Below are 22,948 nucleotides of genomic sequence, written 5' to 3' on the forward strand. Positions count from 1 at the left end.
AGAGCTGTAAAGAATTGCAGCAGCTCACTTTGATTGATATAATAATGCAAAAGTAAATAAGAGTTTTTGCTAGAGGTGTGGTTGCGTAATTAACATCTTTCCAAAGCAAGACAGACTAGATTGGAGAAGCATATGACAGATTTATTAAAAATTTATCAGGAACTACAGGAGAAAAAATGGGTCAACTTGTCCCATCAGATCAAGGAAGACAGTCCGCATTTTCCAGCTCTGCCTGCCTTGGAGAAAAAGGATATTTTCACTTTGAAAGACGGTTTTCATGTTCAGCAGTTTTCTGTAGTTGGCCAGTACGGAACTCATATTGATGCTCCGATTCATTTTGTGGAGGGTGGTCGCTGGTTGGAAGAGATTGAGCTAAAAGATCTTTTCCTGCCTTTGGTGGTTATTGATAAGTCTAAGGAAGTAGCAGAGAATCCAGACTTTATTCTGGGCAAGCAGGATATTTTGGATTTTGAAGCGGAGCACGGGCAGATTGAGTCAGGAACGTTTGTTGCATTTCGCTCAGACTGGTCCAAGCGTTGGCCGAGTCAATCAGCTATGCGCAATCTGGATAATCAGGAGATTCAGCATACTCCTGGGTGGGGTCGGGATGCTCTAGAGTTTCTTATCCATGAGCGTGGTGTCAAGGCAATAGGTCACGAAACTTTTGATACAGATGCGGGTATTCCTACAGCGGAGCATGGATTGCTTAATGAATACTATCTTTTGGAGCAGGACATTTATCAGTTAGAAGTTATGACCAATCTGGATCAATTGCCTGCTAAAGGTACTCTCATTTCGATTAGCTTTCCCAACTGGCATCAAGCCAGCGGTTCACCAGTCCGGGCTGTAGCTATTTTACCATAAAGAAAAAGGAGTCTGAGATTTCATTTCAGGCTCCTTGTATCATATAATAACTAATAAATAGATCGCTTTTTATAATCTTTGGAATTTCTTGATGGATATTTGACAATTTAACCTTTAAAATAGTGATGTAGAAATCTATGGTCTGAAAAAATTCTCAATTTCTTTCATTAAACTGATATTTGAAAGGAATGTCAAATGAAACTGAAACAGCTAAAATTTACAATCTTACAAAAATGTAAGATTCGTCTGTAAAATGAAAGATTAGGTTATGGAACGTTCAAAATCTTTATTATAAAATGGTAGCAGAAGTCAAAAAGAGGCTGGAATACCAAACCTCTTCTGATTTTGAATTTTTTATCGCATGGTCACGAACTCTTCGGAGCCAGTCGGGTGAATAGCAACTGTAGCATCAAAGTCAGCCTTGGTAGCGCCCATTTTGATAGCAACTGTGAAACCTTGAATCATCTCGTCTACTCCGTAGCCAATACCGTGAAGGCCGACGACCTTTTCGTCCTCACCAGCTGTGATGAGCTTGAACTTAGCCTGTTGGCGGTGCTGGGTGACAGCTGAATACATGGATGTGAAACTAGATGTGTAAACGTGGATATTTTCAGCTCCGTAAGTCTTGATAGCCTCTACCTCAGTTAAGCCAACTGTCCCAATAGCGGGATGGGAGAAGACGACAGTTGGAATAGTTGAGTAGTCCATTTTAGCATTTGTTTTACCATTGAAAAGACGCTCAGACAGGGTTCGTCCAGCCTTGATAGCAACAGGAGTTAATTCTTTTTCACCTGTTACATCGCCGAGAGCATAGATACCTGGAACCACAGTGTTTTGGTACTCATCTACAGCAATGAAGCCACGTTCATTGAGAGTGACGCCAGCTGCTTCCAGATTGAGGTCTTGGACGTTTGGCTTACGACCAATTGCCCAGATAACATGCTGGGCTGTGTGACTGCTGCCATCTTCAAAGTAGAGCTTGAGCTGACCATCAGAAAGTTTTTCCAGCTTTTGCGGAATCTTATGGGTATGAAGCTGAAGTCTAGAGTTTTCCATTTCTTGGAGCAGACCGTCAATCAGATAACTGTCAAAGTTGCGCAGTGGTCGATCTTTACGGATAAAAAGGTCAGTTTTGACTCCTAGAGCATGGAGCACGCCAGCTAGCTCAACTGCTATATAGCCTGCTCCGACAATGGCTACAGTTTCAGGTAACTCTTCCCAAGCAAAGACATCGTCGGAATTCTCGCCGTAGCCTGCGCCAGGAATATTTGGGATAGCAGCATGAGCACCTGTTGCGATGACAATGTGCTTGGCGCGTATGAGCTCGCCGTTGACTTGGACAGTGTTTGCGTCAACAAAGCGGGCACGGCCTTCGATCAGCTCGACACCATTCCGCTTGAAGCTGCCATCGTAAGATGAACGTGCTCGGTCAATGTATGCTTCGCGGTTTTTCCGAAGGGTAGCAAAATCAAAAGCTTGATTATCAGAGGTAAAGCCGTAGTCTGGTCCATAATGCTGGATAGCTTCAGCTATTTGAGCTCCGTACCACATAATCTTCTTTGGGACACAGCCAACATTGACACAGGTGCCACCCAGTTTCTTTTCTTCAATAACGGCAACCTTGGCACCGTATTCGCCAGCCCGATTCATGGTAGCAATCCCCCCGCTGCCACCGCCAATAGCAATTATATCAAATTCTTTCATTTTGTTAGAATCTCCTTCTATTATATGAGGTAATTGTACCTTTTTTATCATGTGAATGCAAAAATCTGCTACGGATTTAAGTGGAGTGACAATCTGAGATGAAATAGCAACCATTTGAGAAAAACTGTAAATTTTTTTAGAAGAATTATGATAGCCTTGTGATATAATATAACAAAAGAAAATCGTTTTCATCAAGAGGAGGAAAAAAGATGAAAAAGTTAAAGAAATGGCAATTATTTAGCATTATTGGAGCTACGATTGCAGTTGTTGCAGGAGCAATTCTCTTCATGTTTTTAAACGGAGGGAACCCTTCTGAGATGCCTGTTGATACGACTCCGCTGGTTCAAAAGGCCAAGGAAGGGTCAGTGGCTTCTTCAGTCTTGCTGACAGGAAATGTCACAGCCAGCAATGAGCAGTATATCTACTATGACAGCACCAAGGGTGACTTGGAAAATGTACTGGTCAATGTAGGCGATCAGGTGACTGCCGGTCAAGCATTGGTTACTTATAAAAGTGCAGAGGCTCAGGCAGCTTACGATGCAGCTGCTCGGGCGGTTAGCAAAGCCGATCGTCAATTGCATGACTTGCAAACCAATGGTGTGACTGTAAATACGACTGGCGACGAAGAAGCAGATGGTGCGTCTGAAGCTCAGGCTCAGCGTTCTGTAGAGTCTCAAGCAGCTGACCTGCGCGATGCTCGAGCTGATGCAGTGGATAATATGAACAAAGCGCAAGCTACTCTCAATGCCTTAACAGTGGCCAGCACAGCAGATGGTACGGTCGTAGAAGTCAACCGCGATGTTTCAAAATCAACAACAGGTGCCACTCAAACCTTGGTTCATATCGTCAGCAATGGTAATCTGCAGATTAAGGGTGAATTATCCGAATACAACCTGGCTAATTTGTCTGTCGGTCAAGAAGTGACCATTACATCAAAGGTTTACCCAGATAAGAAATGGACTGGTAAAATCAGCTACATTTCTAACTATCCAAAAGACGGCCAGCAGGCAGCAGCTCAACCATCTGGAACTGGTGGCAGCGGAACAGCTTCAGGTTCTAAATATCCATTTACAATTGACATTACCAGCGAGATTGGTGAGCTCAAGCAAGGCTTCTCTGTCAACATTGAAGTTAAAAACAATACTCAGGGACTCATTGTGCCAGTCAGCAGTGTGGTAATGGACGGAGACAAGAACTATGTTTGGGTCCTGGAAAAAGGAGTTGCTAAGAAGACAGAAGTAACGCTCGGAAATTCTGATGCTGAAAATCAAGAAATCTCATCTGGTTTGACAAAGGATAGTAAAGTTATCATCAATCCGACAGATAGCTTGAAAGACGGTCAAGAGGTGAAATCTTATGAAGAAGCTAATTGAGTTAAAAAATATTAATAAGAGCTATCGCAATGGAGACCAGGAATTGCAGGTATTAAAAGACATCAGTCTGGAGGTTGAAGAGGGCGAGTTTGTTGCCATCATGGGACCGTCTGGATCTGGTAAGTCTACTCTGATGAATATCATTGGGATGCTGGATCGTCCGACCACTGGTGAATATCATCTGGGAAGCGAAGAAGTCGCTAAGCTAGGAGATAAGAAGCTGGCCAAGGTTCGGAATAAACAAATCGGCTTTGTCTTTCAGCAGTTCTTTCTCTTGTCTAAGCTTAATGCCTTGCAAAATGTGGAACTGCCCTTGATCTATGCAGGTGTTGGTCAATCTAAACGTAAGTCCTTGGCCGAGCAGTTTCTGACCAAGGTGGAGCTGGACACGCGGATGCACCATCTGCCTTCAGAGCTTTCCGGAGGACAGAAGCAGCGGGTAGCCATTGCGCGTGCTTTGGTCAATAATCCTTCTCTGATTCTGGCTGATGAACCGACGGGAGCCCTGGATACCAAGACTGGTGAGCAGATTATGGATCTCTTAACTGAGCTCAATCGAGAGGGGAAAACCATTATCATGGTAACCCACGAGCCTGAGATTGCTGCCTATGCCAAACGGCAGATTGTCATTCGTGACGGTGTCATCTCATCTGATAGCGCTAAGGAAGGAGGACTAGTCTAATGCAAAACTGGAAATTTGCCATTAGCTCCATTCTTGGACACAAGATGCGGTCTTTCCTGACCATGATTGGGATTATTATCGGAGTGGCTTCGGTTGTGGTTATCATGGCCTTAGGAGATTCCATTACCCGACGGGTCAATGAGAGTTTTACCAAAAGTCAGAAAAACATGCGTCTTGTTTTTTCTCCTAAAAAGAGCAAGGACGGCTCCTACACACAGACGGCTGATCTCTATTCTGTAAATGTGGAAGATGAAAGCGAAGAAGTGGTGGAACCACCCAAGGCCCAGGAAGCCTGGGTTAAGGAATTGACCCATATCAAGGGAGTGGACGGCTACTATGTGACCAACTCAGCTATGGAAACCTTTAGCTACGAAAATAAGCAGGCTGAGCGTGTCAACTTTGTCGGAGCAAACATGACCTATATTCAGGTAAAAAAATACAAAATCATTGCTGGTCGCGCTCTGAGGCAGCAAGACTATCAAGGCTTTGCCAGTGTTGTGCTGCTGGATGAAGATCTGGCTGCAAACCTCTTTTCTTCCGCTGAAGAGGCAATCAATAAAATTGTGACAGTAGGTGCCAGTAACTATCGGGTGATTGGGGTTTATAGAGATCCTGAAACTGCTGCTGCATCTGGCTCCATGCAGGTCTATGGCGGTAATGCCATTACAACTAATACTCTCATAGCTGCTAACTTTGGAGTCGATGAAATTTCAGAGATTGTTCTTCGAGTGAATGATACTAGCTTGGTTCCAGAACTTGGTCCTAAGGTTGCCAAGAAATTAACGGAAATAGCTGGACTCCAACAGGGCGAATATCAAGTGACAGATGATAGTGCCCTCTATCAGGAAGTGCAAAATATTTATGGTGCCATGACAGGAGTTATCGGTGCCATCGCCGGAATCTCTCTCTTTGTTGGAGGTATCGGCGTTATGAATATTATGCTGGTATCTGTTACTGAGCGGACCCGGGAAATCGGACTTCGGAAAGCTCTGGGAGCAACGCGTGGCAATATTTTGATGCAATTTTTGATTGAGTCTATGATTTTGACACTGATTGGTGGTTTGATTGGCCTGCTTCTAGCTGCAGGACTTGCGTCTGTATTAGGCTCAGCCATGAGTCAAATGCTGGAAGGAACACCAGTGACGGTATCTCTATCAGTCAGCATCGTCAGCCTTCTCTTCTCAGCAACTATCGGTGTTCTCTTCGGAATCTTGCCGGCCAACAAGGCCTCCAAACTGGATCCAATTGAAGCACTAAGATATGAATAATATAATCAAAAGTCTGGGGAACCAGACTTTTTTTGATGTAAAAATCCTGCTGGAATTCCAGCAGGATTTGTTTTCTTAATATCGTATAAAATACAGATTATTTCATCGTTGGAAAGAGCAGGACATCGCGAATGGTAGTTACGTCTGTTAGTAACATAACCAGACGGTCGATACCGATTCCCAGACCTCCAGTTGGTGGCATGCCGTATTCCAGAGCTTCGACAAAGTCATAGTCGATGCCAGTTGCTTCGTCATCACCCAGATCTTTGGCTTTGGCCTGTGCTTCAAAACGAGATAACTGGTCGATTGGATCGTTCAACTCGGTGAAGGCATTGGCATATTCTTTGGTCATGATGAAGAGCTCGAAACGGTCCGTGAAGCGTGGATCTTCTGGATTTTTCTTAGCCAGAGGTGACACTGCAACGGGATGACCGTAGACAAAGGTTGGCTGAATCAAGGTTTCTTCCACAAATTCTTCAAAGAAAGCATTGATAACATGGCCAACTTTGGTGAAGTGCTTTTCAAGCGGAACTTTCTTTTCCTTGGCCAAGGCAGCAGCTTCTTCAAAACTCATATCTTGCCAGAAATCAACACCAGTAATTTCCTTGATGGCATCTACCATGTGAACGCGTTTAAATGGTTCATTGATCTTGATTTCAGTTCCTTGGTAGTTGACTGGTCCATCTCCATTAACAGAGACGGCTGCATGTTGGATAATGCCTTCAGTCAAGTCCATGATATCTTGGAAGTCCGCATAGGCTTGGTAAACCTCGATGGAAGTGAACTCTGGATTGTGAGTAGCATCCATTCCTTCGTTACGGAAGATACGGCCAATCTCATAAACTCGCTCCATACCACCGACGATGAGACGTTTAAGATGAAGCTCGGTTGCAATCCGCAGTACCATGTCAATGTTTTGGGCATTGTGGTGGGTGATAAATGGACGGGCAGCAGCACCGCCTGCCTCATTATGGAGAACAGGAGTTTCAACTTCAAGGAAGCCTTGTCCATCCAAGTAACGGCGAATTTCTGAGATGATTTTTGAGCGAGTGACAAAGCGTTCAAAGCTTTCGCGGTTGGAAATCAAGTCCAAATAACGCTTGCGGTAGATGGTTTCGACATCTGTCAGGCCGTGGAATTTTTCAGGCAGGGGACGCAGAGCCTTGGACAGATGAGTAAGGTGGGTCGCCTTGATAGAAAGCTCCCCCATATCCGTCCGCATAATCTCACCTTCGATACCGAGGAAATCTCCTAAGTCAGCCTTTTTAAAGATTTCATAATTTTCTTCACCAACCGCATCTTTACGCACATAAATCTGGATTTGGCCTTCACGGTCTTGGATGTGGGCAAAGCCAACCTTTCCTTTGCCACGCTTGGTCATGAGACGGCCAGCGATAATAGCTGTTTCGTTGAGTTCGTTTAATTCTTCTTTATCTTTATCGTTGTATTTTTCTTTCAGTTGAGCAGAGTTAGCAGTTCGCTCAAAGCGTTTGCCAAAAGGGTCAATTCCCTGCTCAGCCAGCGCAGCCATTTTTTCACGGCGGATAATCTGCTGGTCGTTTAATTCCTCGATATGTTCAGTAGTCATGTTTTTCCTCCAAAAGTTTTCCTACCTATTTTATCACAAAAGATAGGGAAATTCATCTATATTTGGCTATAAAGTAAGAAAAAAAGCTAGAAATCCAGCCTTAATTTTCTGCCTTTTCAAGTAAGTAATCCGTATTATTCCAAGTGATCAGCTCAAAATTCTCAAAGTCTTCTGTTTCAAGGATGGTGATACTAGCATTGGTCAGACCGCCATTCTTGCGCAAAAGAGGTGTGTCATAGCCCAGCATAGTCCGAATGCTGGCGGTTAAGTTAGCACCGTGCCCGACAATGAGGACCTGTTCATAGTCCTTGTCCTTTAAGGTCTTGATAAAGGAAATGGTTCGGTGGGTTGTATGGTAGACTGACTCAGCATCAAAAAACGTATGATTGAATTGCGAAAGGTTGTGGCGGAAGGCAGTCATCTGGTGCGGATAGATGGCTTCTATGGTAGAGATTTTTGCGCCTTCTAGTTTTCCCAACTGCCATTCTCGCAGTTCAGGCACTGATAAGATTTCAGTCTGGAACTGGCTTTCTTCTTGGATAATCTCAGCAGAGCGAACGGCACGAGGGAGGTCGCTGCTGTAAATCTTGCCAAATTGTGTCTGAGCCAGATGTTTTCCTAGGGTATGCAGTTCTTCAACGGCGGCTGGCAGTAGTGGTGAATCACCGCTGGCTCCCTGAAATCGGCCTTCCTGATTCCATTCCGTTCTTCCGTGTCGGACAAAGTATAATTTCATAGTGGTCGATTGTTTCTTTCTTATTAGAGTTAATTGAGAATATTAGGTGCAGTATTGAAAAATTATGAGCTAGAATCTTCCTTTAGGTCTGCAAAGTCAGCTTGAACAAAATCCGCCAAATCTTGAGCCTTGATTTCGATACTGCGGCCGACTTCGCCAGCTGACACGATGATGCTATCTCGCTCTAGAGCTGACTGGTCAATATAGATTGGAAAGTTGTGCTTTTGCCGGATACCGACAGGATTATTGGCTCCGTGAATATAGCCCGTTGTCTTTTCCAAGTCTTTCTGGGGAATCATGCTGACTTTTTTATTGCCAGAAATCTTGGCCATTTTCTTTTCGGACAGATGCTCTGTGATAGGTAAGATACCGATTAGTGTGCCGATTTTGTCTCCTGTCAAGGCCAAGGTTTTATAAATCTGCGAACGGTCCAAGCCTTCGGCTGGCTGTTCTGCTAAGGCATTTAGCTGCAGGCCTCTATGTTCAATCTTAGCCTTGCTTAAAATTTGCTCGACCAGTGTTTTTTTGATTTTTGTTTTTTTAGCCATTAGTATATCTCTCTTCTAATTGTGACATCCAGAGTCCCAACCAGGTTCCCAGACCGAAGAAAAAGGCTGCAAGGACAAGTGTCAATACAGAAACTCCATGATAGCTGATGCTTTCACTGTTTCCTGCTTGTGGCAATACAATGAGAAGTGTACTGGATAGGACGATGCCAATGATAAAGTGATAGACACGAGAGTAGTAATTTTTCAAAATATGATCCATGAGCTTAGAGAAGAGAATCAGAGCCAGGGCTCCTCCGATTCCGATAGGAAGAAAGGTGCCCAAGAGATCCAGTTTGCGGAAGCCATTCAGCATAGGGACATAGAGTCCTAAAATTAAGAGAAGATTGGACGGACTAAGTCCGGGAATTAAAATGCCCAGTGCAATCAAGGCTCCTGCCAAGATAAAAGAGAGGAAGTTGGCTGGTAAGGTGCCGACCATACCATTTAAGGAATAAAGAAAGATTCCTGAAAGGATGAGGCTGACCCAGAAAACGAGAATATCAATCCAATCACGCTCACTTTTAGCGACAGACTCTTTAATGAGGCTGGGAACAGTCCCGATGATAGCTCCGGCAAATCCCCAAAGGACAATCACTTTGTAGTTGTCCAGCAGCAGATTGACAGGATAGGAGAAGGCGGCAATTCCTAAAATCATTCCGATTCCAACTGGTATGAAATAGAGAACATTTTCGACGAAGTTTTCTTTTAAATGTGCTAAAAAATGAATCAGGCGCTCGTAAATACCTAAGATAGCTGCTAAAACACCGCCTGAAACTCCAGGTAAAATAAAGCCAAGTGCAATGACCATTCCTTTGAAAATTCTATTCAACCAAGAAATCATTGTATTTTCCTTTTCTAATTTCATTTATCAAATCATTATATCATAAAATATAGGCTTTATTAAGAGGAAACGGTTGAGAATTTCCTATTTTGTGACAATAAAAAACGACAGCAGTCTTTGAGACTTGTTCTGTCGCTCTGAGCTATTGGCTTTCTTTAGGAACTGTAAATAGCTTTTGGTAAGTAGCTGTCTGGTCTTTCAAGGTTGACAGCTGGTTCAAATCAAGATAATGTGAGAAACCAGTCAGCTGACCTTGTGATGTGTACTGATGCAAGTCGTAATCTTGCTCAGTATTTGGTGCGGCATTGTAGTAGCCGTCGTCATTTCCATAAGTCGGAATCCAAATTGCTGTGAACTTATCGGTAGAGATGCTATGCTCCTCCATAAAATAAGTTCCAATATAGATACCAATATTTTTAACACCAAGTGACTCTAGCTTGGCTCGGAAAGCTTCAACTCCCGCATTCATGTCAGACATGGTCTTTTCTTCGACGTCTAGCCAATAATAGGTTGGATGGTACTTGGCAGAAGCCTTGTAGAAACTTTCAGCTTCTTTTTCCATTTCCTTTTTGCTATTGGCGGCCACATAGGCATAGACAGCGACAGGGATGTTACGCTTTTGAAATTCTTTGATGTGTCTTTCATAAGACTTGTCCAGACCATTCAGATGGGTTGCTGCGTTTTCTTTCTTTGCCTGCGCTCCACTATGAACACGGACAATCACTCCCGAAACATTCTGCGCGAGTAAGTCGTAATTAATCTCACTTGGCAGCTGCCAGCCAGAAATGTCAATGATTGGTCTGGAAATAAACTCTTCATCCAAGGACGAATCGTCAGATGTTTCCTCTTTTTTTGAGGAACTTGGAGTTTGTTTAGTTTGTGAAATTTTTGCCTGTGCTTGCTTTTCCTGAGAGTCAGTAATTTGCTTGCTTATCAAAATAAAAGCGATAAAAGAAGCAAAGAAAATTAGGATTGCAAGCGGTTTAATCCTCTTCCTCATACTGGTTTATTTTAACTTAAAACAAATAAAAAAGCAAAAAATATCCCCAGAATTGCTGGAAAATGAATGAAATGTAATATAATTGAAATATTATAAAGCAAAAACAAGACGTTTTGAAAGCCAAAATGTCTTGTTTTTAAAGACCTTAGCCAAGCTGTGGAAGATGAGTTACCATTGGCTAAATCGTTTTGCTTTTTCTTACCTTTTATAATAGCTTTTGAATGAGCTCTTCTATCTTTTGGGGAGAGGTTTGTGGAGAGAAGCGTTTGATGACTGTTCCGTCTTGGCTGACCAGAAACTTTGTGAAATTCCACTTTATGTTTTCGCCCAGAAGACCGCTTTTTTCTTTTTTGAGCCAGTCAAAGAGTGGAGCAGTATGAGGACCATTGACATCGATCTTAGCAAATCGAGGAAAGGTCGTTCCGTAGTTGAGGCTGCAAAAGCTGTTGATTTCTGCAGCGTCTCCAGGAGCCTGCTGGCCAAACTGATTGCAGGGGAAATCCAGGATTTCAAATCCGTCTTTCTGATAGCGCTCATAGAGTTCCTGCAGTTCTTGATACTGAGGAGTGAAGCCGCAGCCGGTCGCTGTATTGACAATCAGCAGAATCTTTCCTTTATAATCACTCATTTTTTGCGGGCTTCCGTCTTGTTTTTGGATTTCGATATCATAAATGTCTGTCATGTTCTCCTCCTTTGTTTGATTCCTATCTTATCACAATTTTATGTAAAAGAGAGAAGGCAAGGTCATATTATTCCAGTCTCTGCACTAATGCTTTTTTTTCAATCCAAAAGGTGGTATAATGAGAATTGAATTTTTAGAAGTTTAATGGTGAAATATGAAAATTGACAAGAAGCACTTGTTGAATTATTCCATTTTGATTCCCTATTTGATTTTATCTGTTTTGGGATTGATTGTGGTCTATTCAACGACGAGTCCTACCTCGATTCAGGCCGGAGGAAATGGTTTTGGAATGGTCTTGAATCAGGGGATTTTTTGGATAATAAGTCTCTTTATAATTGCGCTCTTATACAGAATACGCTTGGGATTCTTAAAAAAAGGAAGTATCCTGACTATAGTTATCTTTGCTGAGATTATCCTCTTGCTTTTATCTCGTTTTATAACAGGGACTATCAACGGCGCCCATGGTTGGCTGAAGCTTGGAGCTTTCAGTATTCAGCCTGCGGAGTATTTGAAGATTATTCTGGTCTGGTATCTAGCTTTTCGCTTCACAAAGAGACAGGAGGAGATAAAGGTCTATGACTATCAAGCCCTGACTCACAACCATTGGTTTCCTAAAGCCTTTAACGACTGGCGGACGATGGTGGCTATTCTGATTGGGATTGTAGCGATTATGCCAGACCTTGGAAATGCGACTATTCTATTTTTGACTGTCGTGATAATGATAGCTGTCAGCGGGATTGGCTATCGATGGTTTTCTACGATGCTGGGAACCATTGTTAGTGTTTCCGGTTTGGTTCTGGCTAGCATATGGTTGATTGGGGTTGAGCGCGTGGCCAAGATTCCAGTCTTTGGATATGTGGCCAAGCGTTTCAGCGCTTTCTTCAATCCCTTCAAGGATCTGTCTGGCTCAGGCCACCAATTGGCGAATTCCTATTATGCTATGAGTAATGGCGGCTGGTTTGGTCTAGGCTTGGGTAACTCTATTGAGAAGCGCGGATATTTGCCGGAAGCTCATACAGACTTTGTATTTTCTATCGTGATAGAAGAGTTTGGTTTCTTTGGTGCCAGTCTGATTCTGGCCTTACTCTTTTTCTTGATTCTGAGAATTATCTTGGTAGGGATTCGTGCCAAGAATCCATTTAACTCCATGATGGCTTTGGGAATTGGCGGTATGATACTCATGCAGACCTTCATCAATATCGGTGGTATCTCAGGTCTCATTCCTTCTACAGGAGTAACCTTCCCCTTCCTATCGCAAGGAGGGAACAGTCTTCTGGTCTTGTCAGTAGCCATCGCATTGGTACTTAATATTGATGCCAACGAGCGCCGTGATGCCCTGTATGAGCAGATGGAAGCAGAGGCGCAGGACCGGTCTGAGGAAGCTTAATCGCTGTTCGTGTGAACAGTTGTTGCAAAAATGAAAGGTGCAGATTATGTCATTTAACAAATTAGAAAGCTACAGCAATAAAGAAGTGATTCGAGAAGAAGTCGCCATTTTGACAGACTTGCTTGCTGATATTACTCGGAATCTTCTCGGCCCTGAGACCTTTGAAAAAATCTCCCTTATGGAGGAGCTGGCTGTTAACTCCAAATATCATGAGTTAAAAGCAATTGTAGAAGAACTGACGACAGATGAAATGGTCTATATCTCCCGTTATTTCTCTATTTTGCCGCTCTTGATTAATATCTCAGAAGATGTTGACCTAGCTTATGAAATCAACCATCAAAACAATATAAATCAGGATTATCTTGGCAAGCTATCAACAACCATTGATCTGATTTCAACGCGGGAAAATGCTCAGGAGATTCTGGAAAATCTGAATGTTGTGCCAGTCCTGACAGCTCACCCGACTCAGGTTCAGCGTAAGACCGTTCTGGACTTAACCAATCATATCCATAGTCTACTGCGCCAGCATCGTGATGTTAAGGCTGGCCTGGTCAATGAGAAGAAGTGGCTAGGAAATCTCCGCCGCTATATTGAGCTTATGATGCAGACAGATATGATCCGTGAGAAGAAGCTGAAAGTGACCAATGAGATTACCAACGTCATGGAGTACTATAACAGCTCGTTCCTGCAAGCAATCACCAACTTTATGGTTGAATACAGACGCTTGGCAGAAGAGCGGGGCATCAAGCTGGATAATCCTAAGCCAATTACCATGGGAATGTGGATTGGCGGCGACCGGGATGGCAATCCTTTTGTAACAGCAGAAACCCTCAAACTATCAGCTACCCTCCAGAGTGAAGTCATCCTCAACTATTATATTGACAAGGTTTATACACTCTATCGCACCTTCTCACTATCGACCAATCTCTCAGAAACCAGTCAGGCAGTAGCAGAAATGGCAGCTCTGTCTACTGATAAATCTGTTTATCGAGAAAATGAGCCTTACCGCCGTGCTTTCCACTATATCCAGTCTAAACTGATTCAAACCTTGCTTTACCTAAAAGAAGGCAACTTTTCAACTGACGGTCAGCGATTGACTAATCGAACTGAGGAAAAATTGTCTGCGAAGGCCAACCTTTCTGTCAGCAATAAAGGAAGAGAAATCATCCCTAATTATATCCAGTCTCGTATCAGCGAGACTCTGACTGAGCTGAAGAAAGAAGAAACACATTCTTACAAAACAGCTCAGGAATTTAAAGAAGACTTGCAGGTCATTTATGATTCTCTTATCGAACACCATGGCGAAGCCTTGGTAAGTGGCGACTTGACTGAACTTCTCCAAGCAGTTGATGTTTTTGGCTTCTACTTGGCCAGCATTGATATGCGGCAGGATTCCAGTGTTCATGAAGCCTGTGTGGCTGAGCTCTTGGCTTCAGCTAATATTGTCCAGGATTATAGTAGTCTGTCGGAAGAAGAAAAATGTCAGGTCCTCCTCAAACAGCTGCTTGAAGATCCTCGTATTCTGTCTGCTACTCATGAATCTAAATCCGAACTCCTGCAAAAAGAACTGGAAATTTTCAAAACGGCCCGTCAGCTAAAAGATGCCATTGGTGAGGAAGTGATTAAGAAGAATATTATTTCTCACTCGACCAGTGTATCAGATCTATTTGAGTTGGCTATTATGCTTAAGGAAGTGGGGCTGATTGATGAAAATGGAGCTCGTGTCCAGATTGTTCCGCTCTTTGAAACCATTGAGGACTTGGACAATTCCTGCGATACCATGGAGAAATATCTGTCTCTACCGATTGCACAGAAGTGGATTGCCTCTAAAGACAATTATCAAGAAATCATGTTGGGCTATTCAGACAGTAATAAGGACGGAGGCTACCTGTCTTCTTGCTGGACCCTCTACAAGGCTCAGCAGCAGTTGACAGCTATCGGTGACAAATTTGGTGTGAAAATTACCTTCTTCCATGGCCGGGGAGGTACAGTAGGGCGTGGTGGTGGTCCAACTTATGAAGCCATCACTTCTCAGCCACTCCGCAGTATCAATGACCGGATCCGTCTGACTGAGCAAGGGGAAGTCATTGGTAATAAATATGGTAACAAGGATGCAGCCTACTATAACTTGGAAATGCTGGTGTCTGCTGCCATTAACCGCATGGTAACTCATAAGAAGAGTGATAGCCATACTTCTGATAAATATGAGCGAATCATGGACCAAGTAGTCAATCGCAGTTATCAGATTTACCGTGATTTAGTCTTTGGGGATGAGCGTTTTTACGATTACTTCTTTGAATCTAGCCCCATCAAGGCTATCTCTAGCTTTAATATCGGTTCTCGTCCAGCTGCTCGTAAAACCATCACTGAAATCGGCGGCCTCAGGGCCATTCCATGGGTCTTCTCATGGTCTCAAAGTCGGGTTATGTTTCCGGGCTGGTATGGTGTCGGGTCAAGTTTCAAGGAATTTATTGATGAAGATCCGGAAAATAATTTAGCCTTTCTGCAATTTATGTATAAGAGATGGCCTTTCTTCAAGTCGCTCTTATCAAATGTAGACATGGTTCTGTCTAAGTCAAATATGAATATCGCTTTTGAGTATGCACAGCTTTGTGAAGATCAGAATGTGCGAGATATTTTCAATATTATTTTGGATGAGTGGCAGCTGACCAAGGATGTCATTTTGGAGATTGAAGGTCATGATGAGCTCTTGGCAGAAAACACTTATCTAAGAGACAGCTTGGACTACCGCATGCCTTACTTCAATGTTTTGAACTATATCCAGCTAGAACTAATCAAGCGTCAGCGCAACGGTCTGCTTACACCGGATCAAGAAAAGCTGATTCACATCACCATCAATGGTATTGCGACTGGTCTACGAAACTCTGGTTAATACAAAGAGAAAATCGGAATTGTTCCGGTTTTTTCTATTTTTGTAACCAAAGGGCTACTTAATTCGTTATACTAGTGAAGGAGGGGGTGAGCTTATTAGACTGGATGAATATGAAATAATCTTGATAGGTTTTGCTCGTGAGATTGTCTCCTATCTGCAGAAGTCAGGGGCTTCTAAAGTGGAAGCAGAAGATGTGGTTCAAGATGTTTTTGTTAAAATGTTGGAAACAGAAATTATTATTCCGGCAGAGAAGATGCGAGCTTGGATGTATCGGGTCTCTATCCGGCGCTACATCGACAGATATAGAAGAGATAAGCGATATTTAGAAATTTTAAAAAAGGAATTTTTTACAAATCACTCAGTTATTCCTTTTGAAAATGAAGATTATGAGCTGCTAAGAAGTGCAATAGAGGAACTGCCGTCTAAGGAAGCTGCGCTTTTAGAACTCTATTATTTTCAAGATTTCACGGTCAAGGAGATTGCCCAAATCATGTCTTACTCAGTGAGCAAGGTCAAGATTCAGCTGATGCGCAGTCGTGCTAAACTCCGAAAGGAGCTGGAAAAGAAAGGTTATCGAAATGGAAACATTTAAAATTATTGCAAAGAAAAGTAGGAGAAAGAGACTCTGGAAGACAGTCGTCATTAGTTCCTTTGTATCTTTAGTTCTCTTAGGTCTTCTAGGAAAGGGGCTGGCAGAATTAGCCTCTGGTAACGGACGAGACTTGCAGAAACAGTACGAAATTATGTCCGAAATCGCCTACCCTAATGTTGACTATGACAGTCTTTATTACACACAAACTTCTTATTTCTCAGGAACCTTACGTTCCGATCGTTTTAAAGACTTGAATGGAGTGAGAGTGGCTTATCCAGCTTATGAGGGGAACTATTCACTAACAGGCTCTTATAAAAATCCGACTTCGGAGGGAACTTATTCCGCTAAATCAGGGACCTATACGCGAGAACTTCGGCAGAAATATCCGGTCTTCTATAATATCAATGCCAAAGGAACAAAGGATAGTAATTCCATACCTAAGGAGTTGGCTTCTGTCAAAGAAATGCCGAATCAATTGGTAGAAATAGCTCTGACTTTTGATAAACCTTACACTTATAAGAAAATCCAGCAGATGATACCGAGCAACCTCAAGATTAACTGGTACTGGATTGGCAGTCAGTCAGAAGATGGTGAAAATGGTATGGCATTGCGCACCGATCCTCAGACGACTTACGGAGCTAATAGTACGCTGCTTAATCCCTATCCGTCGGACGGCAAAAAAGAGAGCGAAGAGGCTAAGCAAGAGCAACAGACTTTCTTAGACTATTTAAAAGAAACTGATAAAACCTTTTTCCCAACTGTTAACAACTACAGTATGTACAATGACATTGAAGCCTATCTTAAGAAATTCGGCCAGTTAGATATTCGCGAGGAAAAGAATCGAGATCAATTGACTTTTTCAGGTGTCATTCTTACCGGAAAATCCGAAAATTTTGCTCAACTAGAAGGGAAGGAATGGAACTATGCTTCCAGTATTGGAGCCTCAATTCAAAATCAACCTTACTACAAATTAGACAAGGAATAATTCACAAAAAAATACTAAAAGACTTGCATTTTCATTTAAATTTGATAAAATAGTAAGGAAAGTTAGACTGTATTGCCTACTGTCTATCTATAAAATATATTTTATTGGAGGCTTTTACTCAAATGGCAAAAGAAAAATACGATCGTAGTAAACCACACGTTAACATTGGTACCATTGGACACGTTGACCACGGTAAAACTACTTTGACTGCAGCTATCACAACTGTATTGGCACGTCGCTTGCCTTCAGCAGTTAACCAACCTAAAGACTATGCGTCTATCGATGCTGCTCCAGAAGAACGCGAACGCGGAATCACCATCAACACTGCGCACGTTGAGTATGAAACTGCTAAGCGTCACTACGCTCACATCGACGCTCCAGGACACGCGGACTACGTTAAAAACATGATCACTGGTGCCGCTCAAATGGACGGAGCTATCCTTGTAGTAGCTTCAACTGACGGACCAATGCCACAAACTCGTGAGCACATCTTGCTTTCACGTCAGGTTGGTGTTAAGCACTTGATCGTCTTCATGAACAAAGTTGACTTGGTTGACGATGAAGAATTGCTTGAATTGGTTGAAATGGAAATCCGTGACCTCTTGTCAGAATACGACTTCCCAGGTGACGATCTTCCAGTTATCCAAGGTTCAGCTCTTAAAGCTCTTGAAGGTGACTCTAAATTTGAAGACATCATCATGGAATTGATGGACACTGTTGATGAGTACATCCCAGAACCAGAACGCGATACTGACAAGCCATTGCTTCTTCCTGTCGAAGACGTATTCTCAATCACTGGTCGTGGTACAGTTGCTTCAGGACGTATCGACCGTGGTATCGTTAAAGTCAACGACGAAATCGAAATCGTTGGTATCAAAGAAGAAATCCAAAAAGCAGTTGTTACTGGTGTTGAAATGTTCCGTAAACAGCTTGACGAAGGTCTTGCAGGGGACAACGTAGGTGTGCTTCTCCGTGGTATCCAACGTGATGAAATCGAACGTGGACAAGTTATTGCTAAACCAGGTTCAATCAACCCACACACTAAATTCAAGGGTGAAGTTTATATCCTTACTAAAGAAGAAGGCGGACGTCACACTCCATTCTTCAACAACTACCGTCCACAGTTCTACTTCCGTACAACTGACGTTACAGGTTCAATCGAACTTCCAGCAGGTACTGAAATGGTAATGCCTGGTGATAACGTAACAATCGACGTTGAGTTGATCCACCCAATCGCCGTTGAACAAGGTACTACTTTCTCTATCCGTGAAGGTGGACGTACCGTTGGTTCAGGTATGGTTACAGAAATCGAAGCTTAATTCGATTCCGTTCCCAGATAACAATTATAGTCAGACACTAAACCCCGTGAAAACGGGGTTTTTTTGTATATTTTCTGTATTTAAGGAGTGATGAGGTTAGAAAGGCTTTAGGGGGATAGTTTTTTAGTCAGAGCAGGATATCTGTAGGTCGTACTGGTGTAAGGAAAGCGAACTAGTATAAGGTATAATAAATGAGTGTATTTGAAAGTAATCTAAAAAAATCTACAATGGATAGGTTAATTTAAAAACAAAGTGACTTTCGTATTTTTCTTGTAAGGGTAATGAAGGATTTTTTGCTTCTGGTTATACAAACAAACTAGAAAGTGGTATAATAGAATGGATTGTAAAATCTTGAATTGAGGGAAATCATGAAACATGTCTTCATCATCGGGAGTCGAGGACTTCCTGCCAAATATGGAGGATTTGAAACCTTTGTTGAGAAATTGGCAGAGCATCAAATCTCTTCTCAAATCCAGTATCATGTGGCCTGCTTATCAGATGATGAAGCTTTTCATCATTTTGACTACAAGGGAGTAGACTGCTTTACAGTCAAGCCACCCAAGCTTGGCCCAGCCCGTGTAATTGCCTATGATATGATGGCCGTTTCCTATGCCCTCAAGTTTGCTAAGAAAGAGCAGATTGAGCAGCCAATTTTTTACATTCTTGGAAATACGATTGGTGCTTTTATCTTTCCCTTTGCTCGTCGTATCCATCAGGCAGGCGGTCAATTTTTTATCAATCCTGACGGGTTGGAGTGGAAGCGGGCCAAGTGGTCTAAGCCAGTCCAAGCTTATCTCAAGTATTCTGAGAAGGTCATGACCAAGCATGCAGACTTGGTTATAGCGGACAACCAAGGCATCGAAAGCTATATTCAAAAAGCTTATCCTTGGGCTAAAACGACCTGTATCGCTTATGGAACCGACCTTTATCTGTCCAATCTGACAGAAAACGAAGGCAAGGTCAGGGTATTCTTTGAAAAGTGGGCCAGTAAGGAAAAAGACTATTACCTCATTGTCGGACGCTTCGTTCCGGAAAACAACTATGAAACAATCATTCAAGAATTTATGAAATCCAAAACCCAACGTGATTTGCTGATTATCTGCAATCATGAGGGCAATCCCTATTTTGAAGAGCTCAAGCAGAAAACAGGCTTTGACCGTGATTCTCGCATTAAATTTGCTGGGACGGTCTATGATCAGAATCTGCTCAAATATATGCGTAATCATGCTTTTGCATACATACATGGACATGAGGTTGGTGGGACCAATCCGGGGCTCTTGGAGGCTCTGGCTCAGACAGATGCTAATTTGGTGCTGGATGTGGACTTCAATCGGAAGGTAGCAAAAGAGACGGCTCTCTACTGGCAAAAAGAACCCGGCCAGTTGGCCCAGCTGATTGACCGAGTAGATACTCAAACAGAGTTTACGGAGCTAGGTCAAGCCGCCAAAGAAAATATGAAAGAAAACTACACCTGGGAAAAAATTGTGGGTGAATACGAGGATTTATTTTTATCATGAAAGTAACCATTCTTCTGTCCACCTATAATGGGGAACAGTTTCTGGCCGAGCAGATTAAGAGTATCCAAGAGCAAACATATAGGGATTGGCAGCTGCTGATTCGTGATGATGGCTCTACAGATGGGACGCGTGCTGTCATCGAAGACTTTTGCCGCAAGGATGACCGCATTTCCTTTATTAATCGGGAAAATCCACAAAATCTGGGTGTCATTCAGAGTTTTCATAGCCTGCTTCAATACCAAGATTCGGACTTCTATCTCTTTAGCGACCAAGATGACGTTTGGCTGCCAGACAAGATTGCCATGCAATTGGCTGAGGCAGACAAATATGATAGCAGTCAGCCCTTGCTGGTTTATACTGACTTGAAAGTCGTGGATCAAGAGCTACAGGTTGTTCACGAAAGTATGATTCGCACTCAGTCAGATCACGCTAATACAGAACTAATCCAAGAGTTGACGGAGAATACGGTGACGGGAGGTGTTTCTATGATAAATCGCGCCTTGGCCCAACTTTGGACTGGTAAAGAAGAGCATGAACTGCTCATGCACGACTGGTATCTGGGCTTGCTGGCTGTAGCTTTTGGCAATCTAGTCTATATTGACAAGCCGGGTGAGCTCTATCGGCAGCATTCGAATAATGTGCTAGGAGCTCGAACGCTCAAAAAACGCCTAAAAAACTGGGTTCGTCCCCATGTCCTTTTTGCCAAATATTGGAAATTGATAAAAGACAGTCAGACCCAGGCTAGAAATTTGCTGGTCTTGCCACTGACTGCTGAAAATAGAGAGTTAATTGAGAACTTTGTGACCATTATGGAGGTGCCTTTTAAGGAGCGCTGGCGCAGGATTCACCAGTACGGCTACCGTAAAAACCGCACTTTTCATACCCTGGTTTTTACCAGCCTCATTCTCACAAAGTTTGCTTATAAGGAGTAATATTCATGGATTTTTTTAATAGAAAAAACAGGATTCTCTTACGAGAGATGATTAAAACTGATTTTAAATTACGTTATCAAGGAAGCTTTATTGGACATCTATGGTCAATTTTAAAACCTTTGTTGCTATTTTCGATTATGTATCTTGTTTTCGTTCGATTTTTGAGATTTGATGATGGAACACCACATTATGCAGTATCTCTCCTTTTAGGAATGGTAACTTGGAATTTCTTTACAGAGGCAACTAATATGGGAATGATGTCAATTGTCTCGCGAGGTGATTTATTACGAAAGCTAAATTTTTCAAAGTCAATTATTATTTTTTCATCTATTGCAGGCGCAGCGATTAACTATGCTATTAATTTATTGGTAGTTGCTGTTTTTGCTTTGATTAATGGTGTTCCTTTGACACTAGGATGGCTAATTATCCTGCCTCTGTTTGTTGAGTTGGTTTTAGTTTCTACAGGATTTGCTTTTATTCTAGCAACTTTTTTTGTAAAATATCGTGACATTGGACCAATTTGGGAAGTAGTATTGCAGGCTGGCTTATATGCAACGCCAATTATTTACTCGCTTACGTTCATTATTCAACGAGGCCAAGTAACTATTGCTAAAATTATGATGCTTAATCCTCTTGCTCAAATTATTCAGGATTTACGTCATTTTGTTGTTTTTTCAGGAAGTATGCGTGGATGGGATTTGATCGGGAATCGTTTTATTTCTATCATTCCCTATATTTTGCCAATTTTCATTTTCTTGATTGGTTACTATATTTTTAATAAAAATGCTAAGAGATTTGCGGAGATTTTATAATGTCAAATAATATTGCAGTAAAAGTCGACCATGTAAGTAAATTCTTTCGATTGCCTACTGAGGCTACTCAGAGTTTGAGAACCAGTTTGGTCAATCGTTTTAAGGGGATTAAAGGCTACAAAGAACAGCATGTTTTGAAAGATATTTCCTTTGAAGTTGAAAAAGGGGACTTCTACGGGATTGTCGGTCGCAATGGCTCTGGTAAGTCCACCCTCTTGAAAATTATCTCTGAGATTTATATCCCGGAGAAGGGCAAGGTAACGATTGATGGTAAGTTGGTTTCCTTTATCGAACTGGGCGTCGGCTTCAATCCAGAACTAACTGGTCGCGAAAATGTCTATATGAATGGTGCCATGCTGGGATTCTCAACAGAAGAAGTAGACGCCATGTACGATGATATCGTGGAGTTTGCTGAGCTGGGTGAGTTTATGAACCAAAAGCTCAAGAACTACTCCAGCGGTATGCAAGTGCGTCTGGCCTTTTCTGTGGCCATCAAGGCTCAGGGGGATATTCTGATTTTGGACGAGGTCTTGGCTGTCGGGGACGAAGCCTTTCAGCGTAAGTGTAATGACTACTTCAAAGATCGTAAGGAGTCGGGCAAGACGACTATTCTGGTGACCCATGACATGGGAGCTGTTAAAAAGTATTGTAATAAGGCTGTCTTAATTGAAAATGGCTTGGTCAAGGCTATCGGTAATCCAGATGATGTGGCTAACCAGTACAGTTTTGATAATGCTGCTATTCAACCAATTAAAGAGTCTCAGGAATCTGAAAAATTAAGGGAACAAAGGCTTTTGGTTGAAGATTTTGAAGTTAAGCTATTATCAAAAGCGCAAGTTACTCCAGAACAAGAACTTGAATTTGAGTTTACATTTAAACAATTAGAAGATATTGAATCTCATATTGCTATGTCTTTTGTAGATATTAATACCAATTATGGCTATTACAATGACAATTCAATGAATCTAAAAACGCAAGGTATTGGAAAGAAAAAAATAATATATAAATGTAAACTTCCCTTTCTTAATCAAGCTCGACTTAGATTAGAAGCAACTATTCGTGATTCAGAGAAACGGGTTCTAGCTTTTGCATCATCAGCAAAAGCACCGATTGTATTTATCGAAAGAAAAGATATTCCTGACAACGATAAATCTGCACTTGATTCTGCGACGGGGCTATTGGTTAGAAATGGCAATTGGCATGAATTAAATGAGTAAAGGTCTTT

The 22,948-nt window shown here is 42.3% G+C and carries 20 protein-coding genes; 13 read left to right on the top strand and 7 right to left on the bottom strand.

Translation table 11 applies throughout. The annotated features are described in order from the left end of the window. The first annotated feature begins 132 nt into the window (after positions 1-132). Positions 133-864, top strand: a complete 732-nt coding sequence (locus MK370_RS07015) for a cyclase family protein (RefSeq protein ID WP_268684711.1) — start codon at positions 133-135, stop codon at positions 862-864. A 354-nt stretch (positions 865-1,218) separates the two neighbouring features. Here MK370_RS07015 and gorA read toward each other — a convergent pair whose 3' ends face one another. Then, positions 1,219-2,568 (bottom strand): glutathione-disulfide reductase, encoded by a 1,350-nt coding sequence (gorA, locus tag MK370_RS07020; protein ID WP_268684712.1) that lies wholly within the window; start codon positions 2,566-2,568, stop codon positions 1,219-1,221. Positions 2,569-2,777: 209 nt separating this feature from the next. Between gorA and MK370_RS07025 the strand changes: the two genes are divergently transcribed. The 3 genes from MK370_RS07025 to MK370_RS07035 are packed head-to-tail and all read left to right on the top strand — an operon-like array spanning position 2,778 to position 5,891. Beyond that, complete coding sequence (locus MK370_RS07025; protein WP_268684713.1) at positions 2,778-3,941, top strand: efflux RND transporter periplasmic adaptor subunit; 1,164 nt, start codon at positions 2,778-2,780, stop codon at positions 3,939-3,941. Continuing rightward, the gene (locus MK370_RS07030) at positions 3,925-4,623 is read left to right on the top strand and encodes an ABC transporter ATP-binding protein (protein ID WP_268684714.1); all 699 of its coding nucleotides are present in this window, start codon (positions 3,925-3,927) and stop codon (positions 4,621-4,623) included. Before MK370_RS07025 ends, MK370_RS07030 begins: the two co-directional genes overlap by 17 nt. Beyond that, positions 4,623-5,891 (top strand): ABC transporter permease, encoded by a 1,269-nt coding sequence (locus tag MK370_RS07035; RefSeq protein ID WP_268684715.1) that lies wholly within the window; start codon positions 4,623-4,625, stop codon positions 5,889-5,891. The genes MK370_RS07030 and MK370_RS07035 overlap by 1 nt, the downstream gene beginning before the upstream one ends. 97 nt (positions 5,892-5,988) lie before the next feature. Here MK370_RS07035 and lysS read toward each other — a convergent pair whose 3' ends face one another. The 6 genes from lysS to MK370_RS07065 form a co-directional block, all read right to left on the bottom strand. Further along, positions 5,989-7,479, bottom strand: a complete 1,491-nt coding sequence (gene lysS, locus MK370_RS07040) for a lysine--tRNA ligase (protein ID WP_268684716.1) — start codon at positions 7,477-7,479, stop codon at positions 5,989-5,991. 100 nt (positions 7,480-7,579) lie between these two features. After that, positions 7,580-8,215 (bottom strand): histidine phosphatase family protein, encoded by a 636-nt coding sequence (locus MK370_RS07045; RefSeq protein WP_268684717.1) that lies wholly within the window; start codon positions 8,213-8,215, stop codon positions 7,580-7,582. Positions 8,216-8,277: 62 nt separating this feature from the next. Continuing rightward, the gene (locus tag MK370_RS07050; protein ID WP_268684718.1) at positions 8,278-8,763 is read right to left on the bottom strand and encodes an aminoacyl-tRNA deacylase; all 486 of its coding nucleotides are present in this window, start codon (positions 8,761-8,763) and stop codon (positions 8,278-8,280) included. Beyond that, a complete protein-coding gene (locus tag MK370_RS07055; RefSeq protein WP_268684719.1) occupies positions 8,756-9,604 on the bottom strand; it encodes a DUF368 domain-containing protein in 849 nt (282 codons plus the stop codon). The genes MK370_RS07050 and MK370_RS07055 overlap by 8 nt, the downstream gene beginning before the upstream one ends. A 142-nt stretch (positions 9,605-9,746) precedes the next feature. Beyond that, positions 9,747-10,604, bottom strand: coding sequence for a glycoside hydrolase family 25 protein (locus tag MK370_RS07060; RefSeq protein WP_002894996.1), 858 nt, complete (start codon positions 10,602-10,604; stop codon positions 9,747-9,749). Positions 10,605-10,809: 205 nt separating this feature from the next. After that, positions 10,810-11,286, bottom strand: coding sequence for a glutathione peroxidase (locus MK370_RS07065; protein WP_268684720.1), 477 nt, complete (start codon positions 11,284-11,286; stop codon positions 10,810-10,812). 154 nt (positions 11,287-11,440) lie between these two features. Here MK370_RS07065 and ftsW point away from each other — a divergent pair, with 154 nt between their 5' ends. The 9 genes from ftsW (at position 11,441) to MK370_RS07110 (ending at position 22,940) form a co-directional block, all read left to right on the top strand. Next, entirely contained in the window at positions 11,441-12,673 is a 1,233-nt protein-coding gene (gene ftsW / locus MK370_RS07070; RefSeq protein ID WP_268684721.1) for a cell division peptidoglycan polymerase FtsW, read from the top strand. 46 nt (positions 12,674-12,719) lie between these two features. Beyond that, positions 12,720-15,566, top strand: a complete 2,847-nt coding sequence (gene ppc, locus MK370_RS07075; RefSeq protein WP_268684722.1) for a phosphoenolpyruvate carboxylase — start codon at positions 12,720-12,722, stop codon at positions 15,564-15,566. A gap of 121 nt (positions 15,567-15,687) precedes the next feature. Then, entirely contained in the window at positions 15,688-16,158 is a 471-nt protein-coding gene (locus MK370_RS07080; protein WP_268684723.1) for an RNA polymerase sigma factor, read from the top strand. Beyond that, a complete protein-coding gene (locus tag MK370_RS07085) occupies positions 16,145-17,143 on the top strand; it encodes an anti sigma factor C-terminal domain-containing protein (protein WP_268684724.1) in 999 nt (332 codons plus the stop codon). The genes MK370_RS07080 and MK370_RS07085 overlap by 14 nt, the downstream gene beginning before the upstream one ends. A 122-nt stretch (positions 17,144-17,265) precedes the next feature. Next, positions 17,266-18,462, top strand: a complete 1,197-nt coding sequence (gene tuf, locus MK370_RS07090) for an elongation factor Tu (RefSeq protein WP_002912857.1) — start codon at positions 17,266-17,268, stop codon at positions 18,460-18,462. A 368-nt stretch (positions 18,463-18,830) separates the two neighbouring features. Beyond that, positions 18,831-19,979 (top strand): beta 1-4 rhamnosyltransferase Cps2T, encoded by a 1,149-nt coding sequence (cps2T, locus tag MK370_RS07095; RefSeq protein ID WP_268684725.1) that lies wholly within the window; start codon positions 18,831-18,833, stop codon positions 19,977-19,979. Further along, positions 19,976-20,911, top strand: coding sequence for a glycosyltransferase family 2 protein (locus tag MK370_RS07100; RefSeq protein ID WP_268684726.1), 936 nt, complete (start codon positions 19,976-19,978; stop codon positions 20,909-20,911). The genes cps2T and MK370_RS07100 overlap by 4 nt, the downstream gene beginning before the upstream one ends. Positions 20,912-20,916: 5 nt before the next feature. Then, positions 20,917-21,723 carry an ABC transporter permease gene (locus MK370_RS07105; RefSeq protein WP_125340912.1) on the top strand — a complete coding sequence of 269 codons (807 nt, stop codon included), beginning with the start codon at positions 20,917-20,919 and terminating at the stop codon, positions 21,721-21,723. Continuing rightward, positions 21,723-22,940: an ABC transporter ATP-binding protein gene (locus tag MK370_RS07110; RefSeq protein WP_125340911.1), complete on the top strand. Its 1,218-nt coding sequence runs from the start codon at positions 21,723-21,725 to the stop codon at positions 22,938-22,940. Before MK370_RS07105 ends, MK370_RS07110 begins: the two co-directional genes overlap by 1 nt. Positions 22,941-22,948 lie beyond the last annotated feature (8 nt).

Origin of the sequence: Streptococcus sanguinis, assembly GCF_026781265.1 — a bacterium.
Taxonomy (GTDB): Bacteria; Bacillota; Bacilli; order Lactobacillales; family Streptococcaceae; genus Streptococcus; species Streptococcus sanguinis_T.